The following is a 1,917-nucleotide window of genomic DNA, read 5'->3' on the forward strand; positions in this document are numbered from 1 at the left end:
CTGTTTTGACAGTGTTTGTAGTAGGATTTGGTCATCACGCATCGTTAGCATCGCTATTGAATCTGTCTGTATCGAGTGTGTTTTTGGCGAAATTCATTAGATCCTGTTTTGACAGTGTTTGTAGTAGGATTTGGTCATCACGCATCGTTAGCATCGCTATTGAATCTGTCTGTATCGAGTGTGTTTTTGGCGAAATTCATTAGATCAGAGGGAGTGATGCGTGTCTACCTCATTGTTTCAAAAGATATTTATGAGGGGATTCCCTAGCCCTATGGCAAGGAATAATAATCGCCAACGCATTTGCCCCGTTGGCATTGCCAACCGCACGTACTGCGGCTTCATTACCAATCGATACTGCCAGCTCTTGATACGTCACCCTGTCACCGTATTGAATGTTGCTTAATGCACTCCATACCGACCGTTGAAAATCGGTACCCGCCAAAAGTAAAGGAAGGTCAAAAGTTTTTCGCTCACCCAAAAAATATTCCTCGAGTTGAGCTTGAGTAGCCGCTAAAACATCATCGCTCTTTTCTACAAAATCAGCGTTAAGAATCCGTTTAATGCGCTCATCAACAGCACTTCTCATCTTGCGATATCGGAAGTCACACAAGCAAAGCTTACCTTGATAAGAACCAAGGATAAATTCGGCATAAGGATGTTTATAATACTGGATATTTATTGTATTCATTATTTTCTCTTATAAATGATTTATCCATACCAATATGGATACTTTTCTTATCTGTTTTAACTTCTACGTTAATTACCCCTAAGTGTTTCTAAAATTCTCATACCATCGCTTTTACAGACACTGTAACCATCAAAAACCGTGGGTATTTCATGGGCACTTCGCAGTTGAACCCGCGACTCCCTAGTTGTTTAAGAAAAAAATGCATTTATGGTTGATATAATCAAACCCAATGCTGGTGCGAACAAACATAGAATTGCAAGAGCGAATAGCACGAGAATACGTTTCCAAGACTTTGCTGCTTCTTGGGAAAATTTAACTGTCAACCAAGAATCCGAAGCAACTAACATTGTATCTTCCTGATTCTTTATATGCTTCTGTTTGTCATAAAGTGACATAAGCTAGACTCCACCTACCTACAGATGCTAGCACACGAGAGTTGGTGCTAGCTCCTTCTGTTTGTTATGCGACGCGCACACCTACTTTTTCCAGTTTTTGACGAATGCTGTCGATTGACTCGTCATATTCCCAGTACATCATACGACCGTGCGATCCAGTCACTAAAAGATATTGCTCACTAACAGACTGCAGCCTCTCGATCGCAACAAGCTTTGTGACGTACTGCTCCTCTTTCACTGTTTCTGTAATTTCTTTATGATTCTCGTCATAACCGTGAACGATAATCGCTGTCTTGACATTTACCTCTAGGTATTGCATCTATTTGATTTACATGCCTTATTGCATAAAAATGACATGAATTCCCCTCTTACAACGCTGTATATTAAGATGAAGCTTTGCATCTCGAGGTGAGACATATCACTATTTTTGGCGTTGCACTTGCTATACGCCAGTCTGTGCTCAAATGGTGGATGACATCGTAACCATCAACTTCAATCAGCCTAAAGCTACCTTTTGAAGAAAAGGAACAAGTCCAGCGAGATCTCAATGATCTCGTTATAGCGGCCTAACAACCCCCACAAAGCTTGTCGATGATTCAGTCAAAGTCGTCTTTTTCCAATCTGCGTAACGTTCTACTAACTGCAGACCGTGTTGCTCAAGGCGATCGCCTATCTCGTCAATTGAACGATATTTCAGCTCGATATAGCTTTGATATTGCATACCATTTTCATATTCTCTTCTTACACGATGCAACATCGTATTACTTAATGTTGGGTGCCTGCTGTCCAAACCATATACATCGACGTTTTCTCCGCTGTAACTCGTGTAGGAAG

3 protein-coding genes are annotated in these 1,917 nt (G+C 40.9%); all 3 read right to left on the reverse strand.

Features of this window, described 5'->3' with window-relative positions:
* Positions 1–229 precede the first annotated feature (229 nt).
* Positions 230–688, reverse strand: coding sequence for a methylated-DNA--[protein]-cysteine S-methyltransferase (locus BZG83_RS16355; protein ID WP_077482131.1), 459 nt, complete (start codon positions 686–688; stop codon positions 230–232).
* A 459-nt stretch (positions 689–1,147) separates the two neighbouring features.
* Complete coding sequence (locus tag BZG83_RS16365) at positions 1,148–1,402, reverse strand: hypothetical protein (RefSeq protein WP_077482135.1); 255 nt, start codon at positions 1,400–1,402, stop codon at positions 1,148–1,150.
* 237 nt (positions 1,403–1,639) lie between these two features.
* Positions 1,640–1,917 (reverse strand): hypothetical protein (locus tag BZG83_RS16950; protein ID WP_206744377.1); only part of this gene is annotated, 278 nt, incomplete at its 5' end.

This window comes from Salinivibrio sp. PR919, from assembly GCF_001995355.1.
Lineage (GTDB): Bacteria > Pseudomonadota > Gammaproteobacteria > Enterobacterales > Vibrionaceae > Salinivibrio > Salinivibrio proteolyticus.